The 20,489-nt window shown below is 31.3% G+C and carries 22 protein-coding genes and 1 pseudogene; 12 read left to right on the top strand and 11 right to left on the bottom strand.

Annotated elements, in window-relative coordinates; translation table 11 throughout:
- Positions 1-42: 42 nt before the first annotated feature.
- Both BVC87_RS13695 and gmk read left to right on the top strand, forming a co-directional pair.
- Positions 43-897 carry a YicC family protein gene (locus BVC87_RS13695; RefSeq protein ID WP_075342961.1) on the top strand — a complete coding sequence of 285 codons (855 nt, stop codon included), beginning with the start codon at positions 43-45 and terminating at the stop codon, positions 895-897.
- Between the two features lie 2 nt (positions 898-899).
- Complete coding sequence (gene gmk / locus BVC87_RS13690) at positions 900-1,484, top strand: guanylate kinase (RefSeq protein ID WP_075342960.1); 585 nt, start codon at positions 900-902, stop codon at positions 1,482-1,484.
- Between the two features lie 52 nt (positions 1,485-1,536).
- On the opposite strand, the gene BVC87_RS23420 is transcribed toward gmk, so the two are convergent.
- Positions 1,537-1,683 (bottom strand): hypothetical protein, encoded by a 147-nt coding sequence (locus BVC87_RS23420; RefSeq protein WP_159439359.1) that lies wholly within the window; start codon positions 1,681-1,683, stop codon positions 1,537-1,539.
- 137 nt (positions 1,684-1,820) lie between these two features.
- On the opposite strand from BVC87_RS23420, the gene nadD reads away from it, so the two are divergent.
- The 4 genes and pseudogenes from nadD to bla form a co-directional block, all read left to right on the top strand.
- Complete coding sequence (gene nadD, locus BVC87_RS13685) at positions 1,821-2,408, top strand: nicotinate (nicotinamide) nucleotide adenylyltransferase (protein WP_075342959.1); 588 nt, start codon at positions 1,821-1,823, stop codon at positions 2,406-2,408.
- Positions 2,409-2,457: 49 nt separating this feature from the next.
- Positions 2,458-3,324: a M23 family metallopeptidase gene (locus BVC87_RS13680; RefSeq protein ID WP_075342958.1), complete on the top strand. Its 867-nt coding sequence runs from the start codon at positions 2,458-2,460 to the stop codon at positions 3,322-3,324.
- A gap of 54 nt (positions 3,325-3,378) precedes the next feature.
- Positions 3,379-4,872, top strand: a complete 1,494-nt coding sequence (locus BVC87_RS13675) for a GH3 auxin-responsive promoter family protein (RefSeq protein ID WP_075342957.1) — start codon at positions 3,379-3,381, stop codon at positions 4,870-4,872.
- A 21-nt stretch (positions 4,873-4,893) separates the two neighbouring features.
- Positions 4,894-5,622 (top strand): annotated as a pseudogene (gene bla / locus BVC87_RS23795) (subclass B1 metallo-beta-lactamase); the annotation flags it as partial.
- A gap of 637 nt (positions 5,623-6,259) precedes the next feature.
- Here bla and BVC87_RS13665 read toward each other — a convergent pair.
- The 10 genes from BVC87_RS13665 to BVC87_RS13620 all read right to left on the bottom strand — a co-directional run bounded on the left by BVC87_RS13665 (position 6,260) and on the right by BVC87_RS13620 (position 14,261).
- Entirely contained in the window at positions 6,260-7,498 is a 1,239-nt protein-coding gene (locus BVC87_RS13665) for an RNA polymerase sigma factor (RefSeq protein WP_075342955.1), read from the bottom strand.
- Entirely contained in the window at positions 7,498-7,848 is a 351-nt protein-coding gene (locus BVC87_RS13660) for a YciI family protein (protein ID WP_075342954.1), read from the bottom strand. The genes BVC87_RS13665 and BVC87_RS13660 overlap by 1 nt, the downstream gene beginning before the upstream one ends.
- Positions 7,849-7,975: 127 nt before the next feature.
- The gene (locus BVC87_RS13655) at positions 7,976-8,707 is read right to left on the bottom strand and encodes a DUF4097 family beta strand repeat-containing protein (protein ID WP_075342953.1); all 732 of its coding nucleotides are present in this window, start codon (positions 8,705-8,707) and stop codon (positions 7,976-7,978) included.
- A 185-nt stretch (positions 8,708-8,892) separates the two neighbouring features.
- Positions 8,893-9,714 carry a DUF4097 family beta strand repeat-containing protein gene (locus tag BVC87_RS13650; protein ID WP_075342952.1) on the bottom strand — a complete coding sequence of 274 codons (822 nt, stop codon included), beginning with the start codon at positions 9,712-9,714 and terminating at the stop codon, positions 8,893-8,895.
- 8 nt (positions 9,715-9,722) lie between these two features.
- Positions 9,723-10,478, bottom strand: coding sequence for a HEAT repeat domain-containing protein (locus BVC87_RS13645; RefSeq protein WP_075342951.1), 756 nt, complete (start codon positions 10,476-10,478; stop codon positions 9,723-9,725).
- A complete protein-coding gene (locus BVC87_RS13640; protein ID WP_075342950.1) occupies positions 10,475-11,035 on the bottom strand; it encodes an RNA polymerase sigma factor in 561 nt (186 codons plus the stop codon). Before BVC87_RS13640 ends, BVC87_RS13645 begins: the two co-directional genes overlap by 4 nt.
- A gap of 109 nt (positions 11,036-11,144) precedes the next feature.
- Positions 11,145-12,737 carry a S41 family peptidase gene (locus BVC87_RS13635; protein WP_075342949.1) on the bottom strand — a complete coding sequence of 531 codons (1,593 nt, stop codon included), beginning with the start codon at positions 12,735-12,737 and terminating at the stop codon, positions 11,145-11,147.
- A complete protein-coding gene (locus BVC87_RS13630; RefSeq protein WP_075342948.1) occupies positions 12,724-13,158 on the bottom strand; it encodes a deoxycytidylate deaminase in 435 nt (144 codons plus the stop codon). Before BVC87_RS13630 ends, BVC87_RS13635 begins: the two co-directional genes overlap by 14 nt.
- 47 nt (positions 13,159-13,205) lie before the next feature.
- Positions 13,206-13,787 (bottom strand): HupE/UreJ family protein, encoded by a 582-nt coding sequence (locus BVC87_RS13625; RefSeq protein WP_075342947.1) that lies wholly within the window; start codon positions 13,785-13,787, stop codon positions 13,206-13,208.
- A 12-nt stretch (positions 13,788-13,799) separates the two neighbouring features.
- A complete protein-coding gene (locus BVC87_RS13620; RefSeq protein WP_075342946.1) occupies positions 13,800-14,261 on the bottom strand; it encodes an Lrp/AsnC ligand binding domain-containing protein in 462 nt (153 codons plus the stop codon).
- Positions 14,262-14,471: 210 nt separating this feature from the next.
- Here BVC87_RS13620 and BVC87_RS13615 point away from each other — a divergent pair, with 210 nt between their 5' ends.
- The 6 genes from BVC87_RS13615 (at position 14,472) to BVC87_RS13590 (ending at position 20,433) form a co-directional block, all read left to right on the top strand.
- A complete protein-coding gene (locus tag BVC87_RS13615; RefSeq protein ID WP_075342945.1) occupies positions 14,472-17,279 on the top strand; it encodes a hypothetical protein in 2,808 nt (935 codons plus the stop codon).
- Complete coding sequence (locus tag BVC87_RS13610; RefSeq protein WP_075342944.1) at positions 17,279-17,743, top strand: hypothetical protein; 465 nt, start codon at positions 17,279-17,281, stop codon at positions 17,741-17,743. The genes BVC87_RS13615 and BVC87_RS13610 overlap by 1 nt, the downstream gene beginning before the upstream one ends.
- Positions 17,744-17,832: 89 nt before the next feature.
- Positions 17,833-18,225: a hypothetical protein gene (locus BVC87_RS13605; RefSeq protein WP_075342943.1), complete on the top strand. Its 393-nt coding sequence runs from the start codon at positions 17,833-17,835 to the stop codon at positions 18,223-18,225.
- Between the two features lie 52 nt (positions 18,226-18,277).
- Positions 18,278-18,475, top strand: a complete 198-nt coding sequence (locus BVC87_RS13600) for a hypothetical protein (RefSeq protein ID WP_075342942.1) — start codon at positions 18,278-18,280, stop codon at positions 18,473-18,475.
- A gap of 166 nt (positions 18,476-18,641) precedes the next feature.
- On the top strand, positions 18,642-19,898 hold the full coding sequence (locus tag BVC87_RS13595) for a Y-family DNA polymerase (RefSeq protein ID WP_075342941.1): 1,257 nt from the start codon (positions 18,642-18,644) through the stop codon (positions 19,896-19,898).
- A gap of 106 nt (positions 19,899-20,004) precedes the next feature.
- Complete coding sequence (locus tag BVC87_RS13590; protein WP_075342940.1) at positions 20,005-20,433, top strand: LexA family protein; 429 nt, start codon at positions 20,005-20,007, stop codon at positions 20,431-20,433.
- The last annotated feature ends 56 nt before the right edge of the window (positions 20,434-20,489 follow it).

The raw sequence follows: 20,489 nt of genomic DNA, 5'->3' as shown, positions 1-20,489 counted from the left end.
GTATCTTTACGCCCCTATTAAATAGAAAGTATGATTCAATCAATGACAGGATACGGTAAATCCGTACTACAATTACCTACCAAGAAAGTTACTATTGAGGTTAAATCTTTAAATAGTAAAAACTTAGACATTAACACTCGTATTCCTTCATACTACAAGGAAAAAGAGTTAAGCATTCGTAAAAAACTAGCGGCTGCACTTGTAAGAGGTAAGGTAGATTTTTCTATTTACGTTGAAATTACTGCTGACGAAACTTCATCTTCTATTAATAAAGGCGTGGTTGCTGAATATATACATCAACTTAGAGAAGTGATTCCTACTGGAGCATCTGATGATGTTGAACTCCTAGGAATGGCGGTACGTATGCCAGATGCTTTAAAAACTGAACGTGAAGAGTTAGATGAAAATGAATGGAATGAGATTGATAATCATATCGGTATAGCCATTACTGAAATTGTTCAATATAGAACAGATGAAGCAGCTTCACTAGAAGCAGACTTTAAACAACGTATTACCAACATTAAAGCTTGTTTAGAACAAGTACATGGTATGGATGGTGAGCGTATTGAAAACGTGAAACAGCGTTTAGGCAAAGCGCTAGATGAATTAAAAGTAGAAGTAGATGAAAACAGATTCGAACAAGAATTGATTTACTACTTAGAGAAGCTAGATATTAATGAAGAAAAAGTTCGTTTAGCCAATCATTTAGATTATTTTTTACAAACTTTAGATACCAAAGATTCTAATGGAAAAAAATTAGGATTTATTGTTCAAGAGATTGGACGTGAAATAAATACCACAGGATCTAAAGCTAATTATGCCCCCCTTCAGAAAGTTGTCATTCAAATGAAAGACGAACTAGAAAAAATTAAAGAACAAATTTTAAACGTACTGTAATAATGTCGAAAGATTTTAAGGGAAAGTTATTTGTATTCTCTGCACCTTCGGGCTCTGGTAAAACAACCATTGTTCGTCATTTATTAGCTCAAGAACAATTTGGTTTAGAGTTTTCTATTTCTGCCACTTCTAGAGCACCTAGAGGGGAGGAAAAAGATGGGGTTGATTATTATTTTATCTCAAGAGATGAATTCATTCAAAAAATTAAAAATGACGATTTTTTAGAGTGGGAGGAAGTATATAGAGATAATTTCTACGGGACATTAAAAACTGAAGTAGAACGTATTTGGGCACAGGGAAAACACGTAATTTTTGATATTGATGTTGCTGGTGGTTTACGTATTAAAAAGAAATTTCCTCAAGAAACATTAGCTGTGTTTGTAAAACCTCCTAGTGTTGACGAGTTAAAAATTCGATTAAAAAAGAGAAAAACAGAAAGCGAGGATAAGATAAATATGCGCATTGCAAAAGCTTCTGTAGAATTAGCTACTGCACCCCAATTTGATACTATCATTAAAAATTATGAGTTGGATGTTGCGCTTAAAGAAGCCGAAGAGTTAGTTGGTAACTTTATAGGATTGGAATAAAAAACTAAAGTGATTAGCTATATCTTTGATCCATAGCTAATCACTTCAACTCTTATGCTTTAGGCCATCGATTCTTGTGTTCAGCATTAGCTACTGTTATTGTTTCGCTATCAACTCCTCCTTTAATCTTAGATAATGTTTCTTTTTGTAATACAGTTACGTTTTCTCTTAAACCTTTTTTAAATAATTCTTGTTTCATGTTTTTAACGTTTTTTGGTTTTACTAATGGTCTGTGAAATCAAAAAAACAAATAAAATCATCAAGTTTTTAACGGTTATTTAACCTATCTACTTTTTAAGCTTTATATTATCTTTACCCTTTTTTATATAAAAACAAATGCATAAAAACGTTGGTTTATACTTCGGTACTTTTAATCCTATTCATATCGGACACCTAATTATTGCCAACCATATGGTTGAAAATTCTGATCTGGATGAAATTTGGATGGTAGTTACTCCTCATAATCCTTTTAAAAAAAAGAGCACTCTGCTCGACAATCATCATAGATTAGAGATGGTGTATAGAGCTACAGAAGATTATGATAAAATTTCACCTTCTGACATTGAATTTAAATTACCTCAACCTAATTATACTGTACATACGTTAGCACATATTTCTGAGAAATTTCCTACCCATCAATTTAGTTTAATTATGGGTGAAGACAATCTAAAAAGTTTACATAAATGGAAAAATTATGAAACTATTTTAGAGCATCATAACATCTATGTATATCCTAGAATATCTGAAGGAAAAGTAGAGACACAATTCGGTAATCATCCTAAAATACACAAGGTAGCTGCACCGATTATTGAAATTTCTTCTACTATGATCCGGAATGCTATTAAAGATAAAAAAAATAGTAGACCACTACTTACAGATGCCGTATGGAAATATGTAGATGAAATGAATTTTTATAGAAAATAGTTGTCCTTTTTTTTCGTTGTATATTTGAACATTCCAAACTCTATACTACGTGGCTAAAAACAAGAAAAAACCAAGTAAGTTAAAACAAAAACTAACGGATAAATACCGATTAGTAGTTTTAAATGAAGACACGTTTCAAGAGCGTTTTTCATTAAAACTTTCTAGATTAAATGTTTTTGTATTTGGCGGTATTTTCTCGATACTACTGATAACCTTAACTGTTTTTTTAATTGCATTTACTTCATTAAAAGAATATATACCTGGTTACTCTTCTACAGCATTAAAAAAGAAAGCTACTAGAATGACCTACGAAGTAGATTCTTTAAAAACCAAGCTTATGGTTTTAGAGCAATTTACAAAAGCAATTCGCCCTGTATTAACAGGTGAAGTTAAACCGGATGCTATAGATTCTATACGAAGTGAAGCCAACAATACTGTTATCGATTATAAAAAACTATCTGCTTCAGAACAAGATTTAAAATTTAGAGAAGAAATAGAAAGTAAAGATCGTTATGCTTTATCTGCTGGTATTGCCAATAAAGCTAAAATTGTATTTTTTGCTCCTGTTACAGGAAATATTACCCAAACTTTTAATGCTGCAAATAAACATTTTGCCATGGATATTGTAGCTAAAACAGGAACTCCTGTTAAAGCTATTGCTGATGGAACAGTGATTCTATCTGAATGGACTGCAGATACAGGATATATTATCACAGTACAGCACAGTAACGACTTTATATCTGTTTACAAACACAATGGTGAATTACTAAAACAACAAGGAGATTTTGTAAAGTCTGGAGAAGTAATTGCTAGTGTAGGCTCTACTGGTGAACTTACTACGGGACCTCATCTTCATTTTGAATTGTGGAATAACGGTTATCCTATAAACCCAACTAATTATATCGATTTTCAATAATAGTTAGAAGAGGGAAGTAACTTCCAGCTTCGAACTTCAAACTAAACAAAATTTATGTCTTTAAAATCTTTTTTAGCCCTTCCTTTTGCAAAACGAGCTGTAAAAAAAGTTAATAAGTGGGCCAAAAAACCTATAGAAACTCAAGAAAAGGTATTTCAATATTTAGTTACTGAAGGCTGTAAAACTACTTTCGGTAAAGACCACGATTTTGTATCTATAAATTCATATGAAGATTTTAAAAAGCGTGTCCCGGTCAACGACTATGAGGGACTACGACCTTATGTAGATAGAATAGTTGCTGGTGAAGAAAATATTTTGTGGAAAGGAAAACCTATTTACTTTGCTAAAACTTCTGGTACTACTTCAGGTGCAAAATATATTCCTATTACTAAGGAATCTATGCCAACACATATTAAATCAGCTAGGAATGCACTGTTGTTTTATATTAATGAAACCAAAGATGCTTCTTTTGTAAATGGTAAAATGATTTTTTTACAAGGCAGTCCTGTTTTAGAAGATAAAAATGGAGTTAAACTTGGGCGATTAAGTGGAATTGTAGCACATTATGTACCTAGCTACCTGTTAAAAAACAGATTACCGAGTTGGGAGACGAATTGCATTGAAGATTGGGACACTAAAGTAGACAAAGTTGTTGAGGAAACTTTACCTGAAAACATGACGGTAATTAGTGGAATTCCATCTTGGGTACAGATGTATTTTGAAAAACTTATTGATAAAACTGGAAAATCTATTTCTGAACTCTTTCCTAACTTTAATTTCTTCATTTATGGAGGTATTAATTTTGAACCTTATAAGAATAAATTTGAAGCTTTAATTGGAAAGAAAATCGATTATATAGAGTTATATCCAGCATCAGAAGGTTTTATCGCTTTTCAAGATTCTCAGCAAGAAAAAGGAATGCTTTTACAACTAGATTCTGGTATTTTTTATGAATTTATTCCTGCTACAGAATTCTTTGATGAAAATCCGACTAGAATTTCGCTGAAAGCTGTACAACTAGGCGTAAATTATGTGATTATTTTAAATACAACTGCTGGACTTTGGGGGTATAATATTGGAGATACTGTTGAATTTACCTCTCTCGATCCTTATCGTATAAAAGTTACAGGTCGAATTAAACATTTTATCTCTGCTTTTGGTGAACATGTTATTGGAAAAGAAGTAGAAAAGGCATTAAATGATGCTATTATTGGAACTGATATTAATGTTAGTGAATTTACTGTAGCTCCACAAGTAAATCCAGAAAGTGGACTACCTTATCATGAATGGTTTATTGAATTTGAAAATGAACCTGGTAACCTTGAGGAAATGGCGGCTAAAATTGACACTTCCATGCAAGCACAAAACATTTATTATCAAGATTTAATTGATGGAAAAATATTGCGCTCTTTAATCATTAGAAAAGTAAAAAAAGGAGGATTTCATGAATATATGAAATCGATAGGTAAATTCGGCGGACAAAATAAAATACCACAGCTTTCAGATAATAGAAAGATTGCAGATGTTTTAGAGCAGTTTTTGTTGTAAAATGATAGTTAACCTACAAAAATGAAATATGTATTTCAAATTTTAAGTATTTTCTTAATTTTTAGTACTTGTAAACAACCTCAACGAGTATATGAGAATTACACATCTGAAGTATTAAAAATTGAACAAGTGGGAGATCACAGTTTCCAACATACTTCGTATTTAAAAACTAGAAGTTTGGGTATTGTTCCTTGTAATGGAATGGTATATATTAATAAAAATGAAGCTATAGTATTTGATACTCCGGTAAACGACAAAGCATCAGAAGAGCTAATTAATTGGATTGGTGAAAAGCACATTAAAGCAATTGTTGTAACTCACTTTCACATAGATTGCTTAGGAGGTTTAACAAAATTTCATGCTAAAGGAATACCATCTTATGCTACCAATCAAACGATTCAGTTAGCCAAAGAGAAGAATAAAAAAATACTTCCACAACATGCTTTTGATACACAAACAACCTTTAAAATTGGTAGTGAAACAGTCTATGCTAAATATTTTGGTGAAGGTCATACGAAAGACAATATCGTGGGTTATGTTCCTTCTGAAAAGGCATTATTTGGTGGATGTTTACTAAAAAACGTAAACGCCTCAAAAGGAAATTTAGCAGATGCAAATACTTCAGAATGGTCTTCTAGTGTAGCAAAAATAAAGAAAGAGTACCCAGACTTAGAAATTGTGATTTCAGGACATGGAAAAAATGGAGGAATAGAACTACTAGATTATACGATTAAGCTATTCCAGCAAGATCAAAAACCAATTGTTTTCTTTTTACATAATCGATTCTTAGAAGCACATGAATTGAACGATATACATCCTCAATATGGAAGGGTAGCGTACAAAGAGATTTTATCTGAATTTGAAAGGAATGGATTGAAAGTGATTAGTGAAAAAAGAAATGGAAATGTTAATGCTCGTGAATACGCAACTAATGTTGTACAACAAATTGACAGCTTAATTGCTAAAGGAGTTAAACCTGAAAAAATTACAGTAATAGGTACCTCTAAAGGTGGATATATAGCTCAATATGTATCGACTATAGCTAATAATCCTAAATTGAATTTTGTTTTTATTGCTTGTTTTCAAAATAGTGATATCCAAAATATTCCCGAAATCAATTATTGCGGTAATATCCTTACTATTTATGAACAGTCAGATCCTTATGGAGTTTCTGCTTTAGAAAGAAAACAAAAATCTACCTGTGAAATCCTTAATTTTAAAGAGATTGAATTACATACAGGAATGAAGCACGGTTTTTTATTTAAACCTTTACAAGAATGGATAGCTCCTACTGTACAATGGGCTAATGGAAATTACGAAGTGGAAAAGTAGTAAAAAATCAAATCTTCTCAACTTGAAAGCTGCATTCTATTTTTTGATTTAAAATCTAGATAATCAACTTCTCTTTTTTTCGTTTTAAATACTCTTGTTCTAATTGATTGGTCACTTTTTCTAAAGCTAGATTCATAGCCTCTATAGCTTTATTCATATTGCCTGTTGCATAATAGTAGTCAGATTTTGCACTATAGTACAAATATGAACGTTGTTCTAACGCTTCTGGATGTATTTTATCAAAATAAAAACTAGCTTTTACATAATTTTTAAGTTGTAAGCATACTACTGCCATAGTTAAGACATGCGAGGGAGTTGGTTGTAATTCATATAAACATTGATACCAATACAAAATTTGCTTCCAGTTAGTATCTTCAAAATGTGCTGCTTTTAAATGTTCAGCGATAATTGCCGCTTCATAATGATAACATGAAAAATCATCTAGTTCCACTGCTTTATTCATCATAACATTCCCCAATTGAATGAGTGGAAAGTGCCACTTAGAACGATCTTGATTTTTTAAATCTAGCACTTCATTATCGGTAGTTACTTTAGCATCTAATCTCGAAGAATGAAAACACATTAAGGCAAACAATGCGTATGCAGCACCAATAGAAGTATGTTTGTTTTTTAGTAATAGTTTACACAATCGCATTGCTTCTCCACAGAATTCTTTTCTGACTAATTGCTCTTTTGTATTGGAATGAAAACCTTCATTAAAAATAAGATATAGCACTTCTAACACACTTTCTATTCTTTTGGGTAATGCTAAACCTTGAGGAATGGAAAAAGCTAAATTTGACTTCTGAATGACTTTCCTTGCTCTAACCAATCGTTTTTTAATGGTTTCTGGTTTTAATAGTAAAGCTGAAGCAATTTCTTTTCCGCTAAAACCTGATACTGTTTTTAAAGCAAATGCTATTCGATCTTTTGGATCTAATTTTGGATGGCAAGCCGTAAAAATCATACGAAGTTGTGCATCTTCAATTTCATCTTCTAAAAATAAATCTTGAATAGCTATAGATGATAATCCATTAGAGAAATTAGGGGTATACTTTTGCTCTGTTTGTAATTTTCTAAAAATATCAATAACTCTGTTCTTGGCTGCTCGAGTCAACCAAGCTTCAGGGTTTTCTGGAATTTGATTTCTCCAACTTAAGGAAGCTTTTATAAAAGTATCTTGAATAGCATCTTCTATCAATTCAAGATTAGATAATCCGAAAATTCGAGTTAAAACAGCAACCATCTTTCCGCTATGATGACGGAAAAGATGGTCTATAAGTTTAGTTTGCATTAGTTATCAAACACCATTACTTCTCTAATCTCAACAGTTCCTCCTAAATCGTAATCTGGAAAACCTTGAGCGATCTCTTGAACTTCATCAAAATCTTTTGCCTCTACAATATAATACCCTCCAACAAGTTCTTTAACTTCTGCAGAATTAATATCTGAAACGGTACGATTTTCACCTACAATTCTTCTAATACCAGAAGTTAAGGCATTTCCTCCTTTGATTACAACTCCGTCTTTCTCCATTTTTTGACTCCAAGCAAACCATTTCCCCATTCTTCCCTGAATTTCTTCAGGAGATAGTCCTAAATCACCATAATCTGGGCCAATAAAAATCATCATAAAATCTTTCATATTTTTTAAATTTTAAAGTTATTCAACTATAAGACGTTACTCAATAATTGATAGGGGACAAATTTTTTATTTTTTTCTCTCCTTTTTTATTTTTCATCCTGAATATACTTTAAAATGCTATACGATTTTAGATTTTCCTCAAGAAAATATTACCACTAATGGTTTTTAAATATAGAGATGCTTTTCCATTCTTTATCTTTCCTTTAATTGTACTTCCTCCGTAATGTCTTTTGCCTTTATCAAAATCTATATCCAAATTAGAATATACTGTTCCTGTAAGTGTTTCTGCTTTAAATTCAGCATCAGAAACTAATACATCTATATCTCCACTGATAGTTTTCAAATGCATATCTTCCGAATGTTTTTTTACGGTAATACTACCACTAATTAAATCTAATGTAAGATTACCATCATAGCTCAACTCATCCACATCTCCAGAAATACTCTTAACTGATAAATCCATCTTTTTAGGTACATAAATTATATAATCGACATGAATTTTGTTATCTCTTTTACAATCATCCATACTATCATATGTACTATTTTCATTCGTTTTATCAATACTCTGTTTATACTTTTCGAAAAAATCACCATAATCGGATTTAACAAAATAAATATTATCTGATTCAGAACTTTGTAATGAAAAATAGTCATTGTCTTTGTTCTTATTTAAATTCACAGTAGCAATCACTTCAATTTCGTTCTTATTCCAATTTTTTATGGTAATGCTTTTCGCGAATTTCACATGTACATTTACTTTCTGTATTCCTACAGCAGTGTGAGAATCTACAACTTTTTTTTGTCCAGTTAGGTTCGCATAAGACAATAGTAGCCCTATGAAAAAGAATATTTTTTTCATTTTTAAATAGTTTTAACGGTTAAAGTATTTTGTGCAAATTATGATTAAGAACTTTGTAGAAAATGTCTTTGCGAAGTACGAAGTAGTCTATTATTTTAATGTTATTTCTATCTAAAAATAAAGAGATTACTTCATTTCATTTCGTTCGTAAAGACAAATTTTTAGTAACTAATCATATTACTAGCTTATTTCCTTCTTAGGTAGATATTCCCTAGTGAAGATTTTAATTTGATTTGTACACCTCCATTATTTAGAGTACTTACAATATTTTGACTCCCTCTTACAGCTTTTAGATTATCCTTTTTAGGCATTTCAATATCAAAATTTGTATACACGGTTCCTCTAGTATTCAGTTTAAGATTTGCTTTAGTACTTTCTGGTAAGGTAACATCTATTTCACTAACACTAGTAGAAACTGTTATTGGAGAGGCTTGGCTTACTTTAGAAAACTCAATAGTAATATTTCCTGTATTAGAATGAGCTGTTATAGGACCAGTTACATCTTTCATTACAATGGTTCCTGTATTTGTTTTTGCTTCAACTTCTGAAGTAAAACCAGCTATTTCTAATGCTCCTAAATTTCCAGTGTCTACTACAATATTCATACTTTTTGGTAATGAGATAGATAAACCATGACGTTGCATATGTGATTTTAGATCTGTAACGATTAATGTTTTTCCTTCTTTATCTATAGCCAAACCAAAACCATTGGTATCATCTTTTCCTCCAGGATATATTGCTGTTAATCCTTTGGTTTTGTCTTCTAGCTTTTTGGAATGACTATGCTCATCTTGATCATGTCCACAACTTCCACAATATTCATCATCATGATGATTTGAAAATTCAGAAATTGATAACTCCTTAGAGGTATTCGATTCTATTTTAATTTTTGTATCAGTATCTATTTTTACTGTGGTAATTCCCTGTAAACTATAAGTGAATTTTTTTGATTGCGCATGTATGGTAAGCGCTATAAATGATAATGCTATTACTAATATTGTTCTCATAATTTTATTTAAATTAAATTAGGCATACTATATGCTAATTCTTGTTTGACATAGTTTGGAGTTTCTTCGTTATCTAACAGTTTTTGCATTGGAGTGAGCGCTCTTTTCTCCTGAATCTCTGCTAAAATCTGAATCAACTCTATTTGAATTGACGGTTCATTTTCTATTTCTAATGCTTTTAATAAAGCGTCTCTTACTTTTTCCAATGATGAAAATTTTGCTAATGCTTCTGCTGCTGCTAAGCGAACATTGACATTTTTATCTACAAACATTTTATTAATTAAAGCATCTATTATTCTTGTATCTTTTATAGAATAGCTGTTCGTTTTAGAAATGGCTAAAATTCTTTTACTTGCTGACTGATTTTCTAATAATGCTAGTAAAATTTTTTGTTGCTGTTGCTGGTTTGAGGCATTTGTATTGGAAACTTTTCCTAAGAAAAATGACCCCAAAACAACTAGAATACTTGCTGCTACTTTTACAAAGGTTGTCCACTCTCTAGTAAAACTTAATCGTAGCACTGGTCTTTCTTCCTTATTTATTTCGTCTTCTAATAAAGCTTCAAAATTCTCTTTTAATTGCGTACTTGGTTGTTCTTCTTTTACAGTATTCAGGACATTTAAAAAGGCTATTGTTTCTTCTAACTCCTGAACACATCCTTTACACGATTCAATATGATGATCAATCTGTTGTTTTTCTTCTTCTGATATTTCATCCATTGCATATGCCATTAATCTATCTTTTATTTCTCTACACTCCATCATTCATTAATTGTATTACCTATTGTTTTCGACGATTGAAAATAAATTTCTTTTAATTTTTTTAAAGCTCTATGCGCCTTAACCTTAACAGCATTCTCAGAACTTCCGATAATTTCTGCTATTTGTTCATATTTAATTTCTTGAAGCTTATGCATTACTATCAATTCTCTATCTGTTGTATTTAGTTTCAATAGTGAATTTTGTAAATGTTCTAACGCCTCATCATTAGTTTCTGTATATAATTTTTCTCCAGAATGCAATACATCATCTTCAATTACATTTGCTCTCTCTTTTTTTTGTTTTTGATAATAGCTTGAAAAAATATTCCTAGCTATAGTGTACAACCAAGAGGTGAAATTTCCATTGTTATAAGAAGCTCTATATTTTAATACCTTAATAAAAACCTCTTGAGTTAAATCTTCACTAACCATTTTGTTTTGAACCATTTTATTAAAGAAATTATAGATTCTAACATGATACCTATCAAACAATATCGATAGTTTTTTTAACTGCCCATCAGCAACTGCTTGCATTATTTCTTCATCTGTTAAATTTTTCAACGTTTTGATTAGTTTTGATTAGCTTCTATTATTAATACCAGCATTTTTTTATAAGGTTACATCTACGTGTTTATTTTTTATAAAAAAACTCGCCAAATGGCGAGTTCTATTATTTTTTTTCTAGTTGTAATACTTGTTGAATCATTTTATCATCCAGATGATTGAGCTTATACCAGCCTTCATCATTAAATAATTCCCTGGCAATACTAATCTTTAAAAACTTCTTTAACCGTTTTTTAGATCTTGCTGATACATTAAAATCTTTGATCTTATCAAAAAAGCGATTTGAAATCTTATTATTCTGATCAAAATCCTTTACAAACTCATCAAATGAAAGTTTAGATAATTCTTTTCTATTGTTATCTACATATTCAAAAGCAAATGAATTTAATGGTGTAAAATAAATAGCTGGTAAATATGCTGTAGTATCTATCGATACAAAAACATCAGGTACAATACCACCTCCTCCGTATACTATTTTTCCTTTTGGTGTTTTGTATTGTAAACTATCTACTGTTTTTATACTGTCTTTATTGAATAACTCTCCATTCCTATATCGACTTTCAACTTCATCATCATATTGTAATTCAAATCTTTCGCCTCCTTCAAGTTCTCCTGCTAAAGATTGCCCTTTAGCTTTATATGGCTTTTGAATAGATCTTCCTGTAGGTGTGTAATAACGTGCTGTAGTTAAACGTACTGCTGAACCATCACCCAAATCCATTTCTTCTTGCACCAATCCTTTTCCAAAAGATCGTCTTCCTATAATGGTTCCTTTATCATTATCTTGTAAAGCTCCTGCTACAATTTCCGAAGCTGAAGCAGAGTTTTCATCAATTAAAACATATAAACCTCCATTCTCGAAATCTCCTTCTTCTGTAGCAAAAGATTCTATAATTTCTCCTCCATTATTCTTCGTAAAAACAATTAACTTTTCATCTTCTAAAAATTCGTCTGCTATTCTATTTGCAATATGAATAAATCCTCCTCCATTTCCACGAAGATCTAATACTAAATCTGTCATTCCTTCTGATAACAATTCATCTAAAGACGCTTTAAACTCTTTGTATGTATTCTGTGCAAATCGATCTAACTTAATATACCCTACTGTTTCATTTAACATATAAGCTATATCAACACTTTTTATGTTCACCTTACCTCTATTTATGGTAACATTAAATAAGCTATCATTAGTTTTTCTGTATACTTGAAGATCTATTTCCGTATTAGGCTTACCTTTTAAAGTTCTTAAAATTTGACCATTTTTTAAATTCTTACCATACAAAGTATCCGTATTTGCCATAAGGATTCGGTCTCCTGCTAAAATCCCCTTTTTTATACTTGGGCCTCCTTTTATAGGATGAATTACTGTAATAGAATCTCCAATCATTCGAAATTGCACTCCAATTCCTACAAAATTCCCTTGCATACTCTCAGTAACTGCTTGTAAATTTTCTTTTGGAATATATACAGAATGTGGATCTAGCTTAGCTAACATTTGTGTGATTGCTCCATCTAATAACGCATCGGTATCTACCTCATCTACATAATCTTTTTGGATATAGTTGATCAGACGTTTTACCTTTTGTTCATTAGCGGATACTTTACTCAAAGTAGCAGATCTACCATTGAAAAAATAGCCAATGATCACACCAAACGCAACAGCTATAGCGAAATATATGGGTAAATTATTCTTGTTCATCAGGTAAATAAATCAATTCTACACCTGCTTTTTCTAAAAATTCTAATCCACTTTTATCTTTATACTCATTAGAATACACTACTCTTACTATACCCGATTGGTGGATTAATTTACTACATTCTCTACAAGGAGATAAGGTTACATATAAGGTTGCTCCTTTACACGATTGCGTAGAACCTGCTACTTTTAAAATAGCATTTGCTTCAGCATGTAATACATTCCACTTTGTACGTCCTTCCTCATCCTCGCAGATGTTTTCAAAACCTGTTGGTGTTCCATTGTATCCGTCTGATATAATTTTTCTGTCTTTTACAATTAGGGATCCTACTTTTTTTCGTTGGCAATATGATAATTTCGCCCATTCCTGTGCCATTTTTAAATAGGCACGTGCATATTTTAATTCTTTTGTTGTTAGCGCCATAGATTAGCTAAAATAGTTAGAAAATTGTGTAAATGGAAGTTAATATTTTACCAAAAAACTCTGTCTATCATCATTTGTACGGCAAAACCAATCACTATAGACGAGGCTACTAAAATCCAATCTCTACGGTTCACTCCGAAAATAGATTGTACTAATGCACCTACTATTAGTATTAAACCTACAATAATAACTTGAGCAGCTTCAACGCCTAAAGCAAATTCTAGCAATGGGAAAAGTTTCTCTGCATTTCTACCTATCATCGCTTTAAAGTAGTTGGAAAACCCTAATCCGTGTACTAAACCAAAGAAGAATGCAAAAAATAAGTTCTGATTTTCTTTCCCTACTGAGGCTTTTCTAGCTGTAATTACATTTAATAACCCTGTAATAAAAATGGTTAATGGGATTAAAAACTCTACTAAGTCTGCTCTTACATTAATCACGTTATATGCAGACAGCGCTAAAGTAATAGAATGCCCTACAGTAAATAATGTTACTAACCACAATACTTTTTTCCATTGTTTAAATTGGTATACTACTGCTAAAACAATAAGAAATAGAATATGATCATAAGCTTTAATATCAAGTACATGGAATAAACCCATCTTGAAGTACAGAATAAAATCGTTCATAGAAAAAGAGGATTAAATTTTAATTTGTCTATCTATTTGTTGATCCAAAGATATAAATGTTTCTGTTCTTGACACGCCTTTTATGCTTTGGATATCTTTATTTAACAAGTGCATTAAGTCTTGGTTGTTTTTACACATGATTTTTATAAAAACCGCATAGTTCCCTGTAGTGTAATGACTTTCTACTACCTCAGGAATCTCTTTTAAGCGTTTAATAGCCGAGGAATACAAACTTGCAGATTCTAGGAAAATCCCTACAAAAGCTGTTGTAGTATACCCTAAAGCTTCTGGATTTAACACCATTTTATAGCCATCAATCAGATTAGAATCGTCTAACTTACGTAAACGCTGGTGAATAGCTGCCCCTGAAATTCCAACTTCTCTCGCAATACTCAATATGGGGGTTCTAGCATCTTTAACTAGTCGTTTGATAATAATTTTATCAATTCCGTCAATTTTTAATTTTTTCGACATAAAACAAAAATAAGGAAAAGTTTAACGCATATCTTTTTACTTTCTGAATTAAAAACTGAAAAGAAATATGTACATTTACATGCCATTTTATATGAAATGGTATTGCGTGAATATAAACCTACATTTTAAAATTATATAGATAATTAGGCATTTTTTGTCTACTACTTAATTTGTGTATGCTTATTAATTAACCAAAAAAAGAAAAAGAAAATGAGTGACGTTATTATCACTACAGATGATTTACTAGATTATCTAAAAATTCCGGATTTTGATAGTAGACAAAACCAAGAAGTTAACATCTTAAAAATTACTCAACAAGCCACATTTACGGAAGAATTTAAGGAATTTACTACGTTTCAAAATACGTATGATGAAGTAAGCATACCTCAAACTATTTATATGGATGCTGATAATGTTGGGTATATTATACATCGCTTTAGTGATGAGGACATTTATTATAAACTCATTTCCTATCAAAAAGACGAGCGTGTATTTTCTGGTGCCAGTTTTTCTTCACCCTTAGTAGAACTCTTCATTCCTGATGAAATTTATAATGGAGGTTATCAATTTTATATCAACAAAGAGTACCAGCTAGTTGCTTCTGTAGAAGCGGTAACTATTAGTAATACCAAAAACTATATATCCTATAGTCCACAAACTTTCTCTTATCTAAAACAATATCCTTCTTTATCATATACATACCAAAATGTATATGGAGCTTCAGTGGCTGAGAACATCCAAATTACATCTTATGATAAAAAAGGACCTGTACATCGGTTTCCTATACTGAGTAGAACAGGTTTAGGCGCATATACATATCGTTTATCATATTATTATAAAGAGAACAGCGCCGAAATACGTAATATCCGTGTTGCTGAACAAGATGGATCTTTTATAGGCTTTAGTATTCTTTTAAAAGACATCACCTCGGTATTAAGTATTTTAAACAATACTATATTTTGGTTTTATAATGAGTATAACGATTATAGATCGTCATGGCGTAATCGTTTTTTAAATACGTTGACCTCCTATGTGGTTGAACCTTTAAATGCCTCAGGAAATAATAAACAAAAAGTGTGCATTATTTATCATTTGCCACAACCGATGTATTTTGCTTTTGATCGTATTGAATCGTTATGGGTTTTGCTACATAAACTTGCCAAAGGATACGTACGCAACAACCTAAGCATTAATGAAGAAGACTTAATCTTAAAAGTTTTACGTATTCTCTATCATAGAAAAATTCACAGACGTAGCGCATTTTTAATACATGGTACCGAAAGATTTGAAGAAGTAACCCAAGCAAATATTAAAAGTAACAATGAATTTATTGCCAATTTAATCACTAGAAAAGTAGACAATACCTTACTATTGTATAAATTGATTACAGGTTTAGATGGACAACAGTTTAGAGCCTACATCAATTTTATTTGGAACATTTGGAAACATAGTTCTTACAGTGTTATTGACCCTCAACAAAATGAAAAAATTAAAATCACAGAAAAAAGTCCTGTGTTATTGGATTATCGTTCTAACAAAACTCTAGGTTTTTATACCGATAATGCTAGTATTGTATGGGAAGGGGTAGAACCTGACATTACCATTAGCGTAAAAACAAAAACAGATACAAAAGAAGAAACAGAAACGTTTAATATTGGTGATTTTGAAAAACCATTACTTCTGATTGAAGTTCCTAAAAAAGAAGCATACGATATATATACATATCATTATCATCCTTTTTCACCTATACTGATACAAAACAGTGAAAACCCAAAGTTTTTATTAAAGGATAATGACGATCAGAATATTTTTGTTACTAAATTACCTGCTTTTGTACTGTTTGCCAATCAAGAAACTGCGTTTTGGCAGAATATAATGACAAGTTTAGAGTATGGAATAGATATTATTACTACAGTATCTGGATTCGGAAATATCATAAAAGCTGGACGAATTTTTAACTTGTTGAAAGGAAGTAAAACTCTTTTTTACAGAACTGCGCAAGCTACAAAAGTAATTGGGGCAGTAAAAGCTACTGTTGGAATTATAGAGGTCAGTTCTGGTACTGTAAATGCACTATTAAAACTTACAGGTACTAATGACACTAAGCTTGGTAAAAGTATTTCTAAATATCTATTTTATCTGGAAATGTTAGCTTTAGCTGGTGAGATCACAGCAGCTATACGAGATGGTTTACAAAAAAGTGCTAAAGAGTTATTAGAACAACGAAAAGAATTAGCTAGAAAATTAGATGAAGCTATAGCTAATAGTAAAAACTCTCCATTTCCATTTACGGTACAAGATAAAAGAAGACTATTTAGAGAAATTGAAAAAGTAAATGGTGTAGAACTTGGAGCTTCTCTAAAAGAATATGTGAAATTCAGACCTAAATTTTTATTTAGTGTAGCAGAAACTACTCGATTGTGGAGAGCAAAATCATTGGTAAAGATTACAGAAGTTGAATTGGTAGATGTGTTTACCAAACGATTAGATGATTTCCCTGGATTGGTTAAAGGGCATAACCAAGCTGAATTTAATATTAAGTTTTTAGACAATGGAAAACCTTTTGATGAAGTGGGTGAATTCTCATTTTCAGGTAGTAGAAAAGATATTTTTGAACGATTTGGAAATCCTCCAAAACTACCTGAAAATACAATTGATATATTTGAAGACTATGATGGGTTTACTAAATTTGTTACAGGCGTCTTTGATTTTGGTGGACGCCCTAGAAAGTTTGACAGCGAAATTAAATTCATCTATAATTTTTTAAGAAACCATATCAATAAAGCCGATGAATTTGTAATTGAAACTAAGAATATTTTTGCTACCTGTTCTAGCTGTTCCCGTGAGTTTGTGATGTTAGAAGAGTATATGAAATCAATAGGTAAAAAAGTAAAGTTCATAGTGAAAACAGATGAAGATGTGTCTGGAATGACTTCATTAATGAGGAACTACCCAGAATTAAAACCAATAAAAAAGAAATTTGAGAAGATTTATAGGAAAAATAAAAAGAATAAATAATGGAACTAAAGTACATGCAGCAGTTAAGAGACAATCCAAGTTTGAGTAGTAGACTTCCTCTTGAAGGGTTAAATCTAGAAACTATATCAAGCATAAGAAGTCAATTTAATGAAGGAAATAATTTCCCTCTGGCTTTTGAAGAGTATTTACTGATTGGTGGTAAAAATGAAGCAACTGGAATGGTATGGGAGCATGACGAATTTGAGCAATTAAGAGAAGATTGTGAAGAGTCTTTGGAATATACGGGGTACACTCTAGAAAGACCCTTTTTTGTATTTGATATGCTTGATGGTATTTATAGTATTTTCTTTTTAGATGAAGACAAAGAAGATCCTGATATATATATATTATATCCTTCAGGAGCTTATGAAGAGCACGAACCTTTACTAAGAGATGTAAAATATACATTCAGTAAAATGATAAATGATGCTATTTACAGAAAATTGAATAATATTCCATTATAATTATATGTAAATAATGGAATTAAAATACATGCAACAACTAAAAGATAGTCCTAATCCAATAGGAAAAAAAATGGTCTAAAAGCCTTCCTATGTCACAAGAAGAAATCAAAAATTTAGCTGAAAATTCTGGAGGAATAGAATTCCCTTTATCTTTTATTGAATATTTGTCAATAGCGGGAAAAAGTAATGGTTTAGATGTAGTAGTTGTTAGTGAAGATTTCGAAGAAATTCGTGAAGATTGTGATGAAGATTTAGAATATACGGGGTATACAGTAGAGAGACCTTTTTTTGTATTTGATAGGCTAGATGGACAGTACAGCATTTTCTTTTTAGATGAAGATAAGGAAGATCCAGATGTTTATATTTTATTCCCCACAGGAGCTTATGGAAGTGGAGAAGAGTTTCTAAGAGATGTAAAATACACCTTTAGTAAAATGATTAACGATTCTATTTACAGAGCAAAAAATAATATTCCGTTGTAACAGAAGTATAATAACCTTACAAACAATACAACACATAAAGAAAAAGTAAATAATGGGAATAATTACTTGTAAAAATTGTGGAGATAAATTCTACGATTATAGAAAACACTGTCCAAATTGTTCATTTGAAAGAGAAGACGGCAAAGGAAAAGAAATTAATGTACAATCTAATACTTGGAAAGTATTAAAAGCAATTATAGGAATTATAATTTTTGTAATAGCTGTAATTCGTTTTATAGCATGGTTCTGACAATCATAGTCTGTAGTTGATACTATATTTACTGTATTTTTTTCAGAAAACGCATATATAAAACTGTTCATTACGAAATTGGTTTTAAATTAACAGACTGCCTTTTCTCTACACTCTACATAGAGTCCATTACAATTAACTAACAAATGTTTTGTATTTTTGTACAATGTTTGCTTTAGTTGATTGTAATAACTTTTATGCTTCTTGTGAGCGGGTGTTTAATCCGAACTTACAATACAAACCTATAGCTATCTTAAGTAATAATGATGGTTGTGTGATTTCCAGGAGTGATGAAGCTAAGGCTACTGGTTTACCTATGGGTGCTCCTATTTTTAAGTGGGAAAGTTATTGCAAACATCATGGTATTAAAGTCATTTCTTCCAACTATCCTTTGTACGGTGACATGAGCGATAGAGTCATGAAAATTTTAGGTCAGTTTACACCTGATGTTGAAGTGTACTCTATTGATGAAGCTTTTTTACAATTTAAAGGTTTCGATCAGTTTGACTTTCGTGATTATGGCACTCAAATGAGAACAAGAATACTACAATGGACAGGCATTCCAACTTGTGTAGGTATTGCTCCTACTAAAGGACTAAGCAAAGTAGCCAACAAAATTGCCCGTAAGTTTTTAAAAGAAACTCAAGGTGTTTATGTAATTGATTCTGAAGAAAAACGCATAAAAGCACTCAAATGGACACCCATTGAAAAAGTTTGGGGTATTGGTCGTGGTTTGCAACAAAAATTAAAAGCGACAGGTTGTGTAAAAGCGTACGACTTTACACAAATGAATAGCGAATTAGTTCGTAAGAAATACTCCATCACCGTTTGGAAACTACAACAGGATTTATTGGGAAAGCCCACCATTGAGTTAGACGAAGAACGGAACAAAAAAGCCATAGCGACCACACGAAGTTTTGAATACACATATGATGACATTGAAAATATTAAAGAACGGATAGCTACTTTCGCCGTAAACTGTGCTGAAAAGCTGAGAAAACAAAAACACAGTTGTCATATGATTATCGTATTACTACGCAGCGATCGACATAAAAAAGATGTGGAACAACATAGAGTGAGCAAAACGGTAATTTTACCGCATCCTACAAATTCTTCTCTGATTATTAGCAAATGTGCTGTTGAAGCAGTAAAAACTATTTTTAAATCGGGAATTAAATATAAAAGAGCTGGTGTAATTGTAACAGGATTGGTACCTGAAGACAATTTTCAACTCGATTTATTTAGCAAGCAAGATCCTAAGCATAAACCTTTAATGGATGTTATTGATCAGATGAATCAAAAATATAAGTCAAATCGTGTTAAATTAGCAAATCAAGATTTAGAACGCACTTGGAAAATGCGTCAAGAACGCTTAACACCAAAGTACACTACAAATATTAATGATATTATTGTGGTAAAATGATAGTTGAAAGCGGAAAGATAAAAGAATTAAAAATTAATTTCTCTTAATTCTTAACTTTATAGGTGTAACAAAATAGTGCACTTTGAAAAGTAAAAGTTAACATAAGATGAGTATAACACTAACATTTTTTAGTCCGAAAGACATCGATAGTAACGGGGCTATTTATATAGACACAGGAATTTCTGCTGGATTTCCTTCTCCTGCGGATGATTTTAAAGAATCTAGAATTTCATTAGATGAGGAACTCATCAGAAATAAAGAAGCTACTTTTTTTGCTCGTGTAAGTGGACAATCTATGATTGGTGCTGGTTTAGACGATAATGATTTGTTGGTAATTGATCGAAGTATTCCTCCTACGAATAATAAAATCGCGGTTTGCTTTTTAGATGGGGAATTTACCGTGAAACGTTTGCGTGTAGATAACAAAGAGGTTTGGTTACAACCTGAAAACCCTGATTATCCTATTATAAAAATTACAGAAGAAAATAACTTTGTGATTTGGGGAATTGTAACGAATGTAATTAAGAAGGTTTAGTTTTATTTCGATAAAAATATTGGTGACCTCACAATTGCTCAGCCACCAATTTAAAA

The sequence above is a fragment of the Tenacibaculum agarivorans genome (genome assembly GCF_001936575.1).
Classification (GTDB): Bacteria; Bacteroidota; Bacteroidia; order Flavobacteriales; family Flavobacteriaceae; genus Polaribacter; species Polaribacter agarivorans.
This window is presented reverse-complemented; position numbering and strand designations above follow the sequence as displayed.

What these genes read in the sequence shown, in the direction of transcription:
- BVC87_RS13695 (WP_075342961.1), top strand. Translation starts at nt 43, where the DNA reads ATGACAGGATACGGTAAATCCGTACTACAATTACCTACCAAGAAAGTT.
- gmk (WP_075342960.1), top strand. Translation starts at nt 900, where the DNA reads ATGTCGAAAGATTTTAAGGGAAAGTTATTTGTATTCTCTGCACCTTCG.
- BVC87_RS23420 (WP_159439359.1), bottom strand. Translation starts at nt 1,683, where the DNA reads ATGAAACAAGAATTATTTAAAAAAGGTTTAAGAGAAAACGTAACTGTA.
- nadD (WP_075342959.1), top strand. Translation starts at nt 1,821, where the DNA reads ATGCATAAAAACGTTGGTTTATACTTCGGTACTTTTAATCCTATTCAT.
- BVC87_RS13675 (WP_075342957.1), top strand. Translation starts at nt 3,379, where the DNA reads ATGTCTTTAAAATCTTTTTTAGCCCTTCCTTTTGCAAAACGAGCTGTA.
- BVC87_RS13665 (WP_075342955.1), bottom strand. Translation starts at nt 7,498, where the DNA reads ATGCAAACTAAACTTATAGACCATCTTTTCCGTCATCATAGCGGAAAG.
- BVC87_RS13660 (WP_075342954.1), bottom strand. Translation starts at nt 7,848, where the DNA reads ATGAAAGATTTTATGATGATTTTTATTGGCCCAGATTATGGTGATTTA.
- BVC87_RS13655 (WP_075342953.1), bottom strand. Translation starts at nt 8,707, where the DNA reads ATGAAAAAAATATTCTTTTTCATAGGGCTACTATTGTCTTATGCGAAC.
- BVC87_RS13650 (WP_075342952.1), bottom strand. Translation starts at nt 9,714, where the DNA reads ATGAGAACAATATTAGTAATAGCATTATCATTTATAGCGCTTACCATA.
- BVC87_RS13645 (WP_075342951.1), bottom strand. Translation starts at nt 10,478, where the DNA reads ATGATGGAGTGTAGAGAAATAAAAGATAGATTAATGGCATATGCAATG.
- BVC87_RS13635 (WP_075342949.1), bottom strand. Translation starts at nt 12,737, where the DNA reads ATGAACAAGAATAATTTACCCATATATTTCGCTATAGCTGTTGCGTTT.
- BVC87_RS13630 (WP_075342948.1), bottom strand. Translation starts at nt 13,158, where the DNA reads ATGGCGCTAACAACAAAAGAATTAAAATATGCACGTGCCTATTTAAAA.
- BVC87_RS13625 (WP_075342947.1), bottom strand. Translation starts at nt 13,787, where the DNA reads ATGAACGATTTTATTCTGTACTTCAAGATGGGTTTATTCCATGTACTT.
- BVC87_RS13620 (WP_075342946.1), bottom strand. Translation starts at nt 14,261, where the DNA reads ATGTCGAAAAAATTAAAAATTGACGGAATTGATAAAATTATTATCAAA.
- BVC87_RS13615 (WP_075342945.1), top strand. Translation starts at nt 14,472, where the DNA reads ATGAGTGACGTTATTATCACTACAGATGATTTACTAGATTATCTAAAA.
- BVC87_RS13610 (WP_075342944.1), top strand. Translation starts at nt 17,279, where the DNA reads ATGGAACTAAAGTACATGCAGCAGTTAAGAGACAATCCAAGTTTGAGT.
- BVC87_RS13605 (WP_075342943.1), top strand. Translation starts at nt 17,833, where the DNA reads ATGTCACAAGAAGAAATCAAAAATTTAGCTGAAAATTCTGGAGGAATA.
- BVC87_RS13600 (WP_075342942.1), top strand. Translation starts at nt 18,278, where the DNA reads ATGGGAATAATTACTTGTAAAAATTGTGGAGATAAATTCTACGATTAT.
- BVC87_RS13595 (WP_075342941.1), top strand. Translation starts at nt 18,642, where the DNA reads ATGTTTGCTTTAGTTGATTGTAATAACTTTTATGCTTCTTGTGAGCGG.
- BVC87_RS13590 (WP_075342940.1), top strand. Translation starts at nt 20,005, where the DNA reads ATGAGTATAACACTAACATTTTTTAGTCCGAAAGACATCGATAGTAAC.